The following is a 2,961-nucleotide window of genomic DNA, read 5'->3' as shown; positions in this document are numbered from 1 at the left end:
ACGCGCTGCCCATCACGGTGAACGGCAAGCTGGACCGGGCCGCACTCCCCGCTCCCGACTTCACCGGCGTGGCGAGGGCGGGACGTGGCCCGGAGACACCGACCGAAGAGCGCCTGTGTGCGCTGTTCGCCGAGGTGCTGGGCCTGGAGGAGGTGGCGAGCGCCGAGGCGTCGTTCTTCGAGCTCGGTGGCGACTCGATCCTCGTGATGAAGCTGATCGCCCAGATCCGGGCCGCCTTCGGCGCCGAGGTCAGCATCCGCGCGCTGTTCACCGCCTCCACGGTGGCCGACGTAGCGCGGCTGCTCGACGGTGCGGAAGACGGCACCGTCCAGCAGGCACTGACCGCTCGGCCGCGCCCGGAGGTGCTGCCGCTGTCGTACACCCAGCAGCGGATGTGGTTCCTCAACCGGCTCGAAGGCGTCGGCGACGGTGCGGTGTACAACCTGCCGCTGGCGCTCCGCCTCTCCGGTGAGCTGGACAGGGTTGCTCTGGAGGCGGCGCTCGGAGATGTCGCCGATCGACACGAGAGTCTGCGTACGGTCTTTCCCGAGACCGATGGTGAACCCCGCCAGCATGTGCTGACGGGCGAGGCCGGTCGGCCGCCGCTGATCGTGGTGGAGACCGCGGAGGAACATCTGCGGGAGGTGCTCGGTGGCTATGCCGCCCGGGGCTTTGATCTGAGTGTTGATCTGCCGTGGCGGGCGCGGTTGTTGACGACGGGGCCGTCGGAGTATGTGTTGCTGATCGTGGCGCATCACATTGCGGTTGATGGTTGGTCGATGGGTGTGTTGGGTCGGGAGATCGGTGTGGCGTATGCGGCGCGTCGGGCGGGTCGTGCGCCTGGTTGGGAGCCGTTGCCGGTGCAGTACGCGGACTATGCGCTGTGGCAGCGTGAGGTGCTGGGTGATCTGGAGGACCCGGACAGCGTGGTCAGCGGCCAGCTCGGCTACTGGCGTGAGGCACTGGCCGGTGCGCCGGAGGAGCTTGTCCTGCCGACCGACCGGCCCCGGCCGGCGGTGTCGTCCTTCCACGGTGGCGAAGTGCCGATCGCCATCACCGCGGAGACCCATGCCCGGCTCACGGAGCTCGCCCAGCGGGGCGGGGCGACGATGTTCATGGTGATGCACGCCACCATCTCCGCACTGCTCTCGCGGATGGGTGCGGGGAAGGACATCCCGGTCGGTACGGCGGTGGCGGGGCGCGGGGATGCGGCCTTGGACGGGCTGGTGGGGTTCTTCGTCAACACGTTGGTGTTGCGGAGTGATGTGAGTGGCGACCCGACGTTCGTGGAGTTGTTGTCGCGGGTGCGGGAGGTGGATCTGGATGCGTATGCGCATCAGGATGTGCCGTTTGAGCGGTTGGTGGAGGATCTCAATCCTGCTCGGTCGTTGGGGCGTAATCCGCTGTTCCAGGTGTCGTTGAGTGTTCAGAGTGTGCCTGTGGGTGAGGGGCGGTTGTGGGATCTGCCGGGGTTGCGGGTGCGTCCGGTTGAGTCGGGGACGGAGGCTTCGGCACGGGTCGATCTGGCCCTGGACCTGGCTGAGCATCGTGATGGCGACGGCAATCCGGGCGGGATCCGTGGTGCGTTCCTCTATGCCACCGACCTCTTTGACGAACGGACCGTGGAGGGACTGGCCGAGCGGCTGGCGCGGTTGCTGGACCAGGTCGCGGCCGACCCTTCCGCTCGGGTGAGTGAGCTGTTGGTGCTCGATGGCGCGGATTGGGAGCGGGTGCTGGAGGGATGGAACGCCACTGAGCGGGACGTTCCCGTGCGGCCGTTGGCGGAGTTGTTCGACGCACGGGTTGAGCTGTCACCGAATGCGGTGGCGGTGGTGGGTGCGGGTGGTGAGGAGTGGTCGTACGCGGAGCTGCGGGAGCGGTCGGACCGGGTGGCCGGGGTGTTGGCCGCGCGGGGTGTGGGGCGCGGTGACCTGGTCGCTGTGGTGTTGGAGCGGTGCGCGGATGTGGTGGCGGTGTTGCTGGGGATCGCCAAGGCCGGGGCGGGGTTCGTACCGGTGGATCCGGCGTATCCGGTGGAGCGGATCGGGTGGATGGTCGAGGACTCGGCGCCCGCCCTCGTCGTGTGCTCCGAGGGGACTCGGGGGTTGGTTCCGGCCGGGGTGGAGTGCTGGGTGTGGGATCCGTCCGCGGTTCAAGCCGCGGGCGCGGCCCCGGCGCCGGTGGTCTCCGTGAGCGTGGACGATGTGGCGTATGTGATCTATACGTCGGGCTCGACGGGCCGTCCCAAGGGCGTGGCGGTGACGCATCGTGGCATCGGGAACCTCGTCAGCGCGCAGATCGAGCGGTTCGAGGTGGGTCCGAACGCGCGGGTGTTGCAGCTGGCCTCGCTGAGCTTTGACGCTTCGGTGTGGGAGCTGTTCATGGCGCTGCTCTCGGGCGCCGCCCTGGTGATGGCGGACCGGGACGCGCTCCCGCCCAACGGCTCGCTGGGCGCGACGGCCACGGCGCTGGGCGTCACGCATGTGACGGTGTCGCCGTCGGTGCTGGCCACGGTGGAGGAGTTGCCCCAGAGCCTGGGCACGGTGGTGGTGGCGAGCGAGGTGTGCCCGCCGTCGTTGGTCGAGCGGTGGGCGCCGGGACGGCGGATGGTCAATGCGTACGGGCCGACCGAGGTCACCGTGTGCGCGACGATGAGCGGGCCCCTGGAGGCGTCCGGCTCGGGCCCGGTGCCCATCGGGCGGCCCATCACCAACACCCGGGCATTCGTCCTCGATGAGCGTCTCCACCCCGTCCCCGTGGGTGTGCTGGGTGAGCTGTATGTCGCGGGTCCGGGCCTCGCACGTGGCTATCTCGGACGCTCCCGCCTGACCGCCGAGCGCTTCGTCGCATGCCCCTTCACGGGCGGGCGGATGTATCGCACGGGTGACCTCGCCAAGTGGACCGCGGATGGCCAACTTGTCTTCGGTGGCCGTGTGGATGACCAGGTCAAGGTGCGTGGTT

At 69.2% G+C, this 2,961-nt stretch carries 1 protein-coding gene; it reads left to right on the top strand.

Features of this window, described 5'->3' with window-relative positions; all coding sequences use genetic code 11:
- On the top strand, positions 1-2,961 hold a 2,961-nt coding region (locus ABD329_RS47575), incomplete at both ends, for a non-ribosomal peptide synthetase (protein ID WP_344318242.1).

Origin of the sequence: Streptomyces javensis (assembly GCF_039525925.1) — a bacterium.
Taxonomy (GTDB): domain Bacteria; phylum Actinomycetota; class Actinomycetes; order Streptomycetales; family Streptomycetaceae; genus Streptomyces; species Streptomyces asiaticus.
The sequence above is the reverse complement of the archived record's forward strand: the minus strand, read 5'-3'. Positions and strand labels throughout refer to the sequence as shown.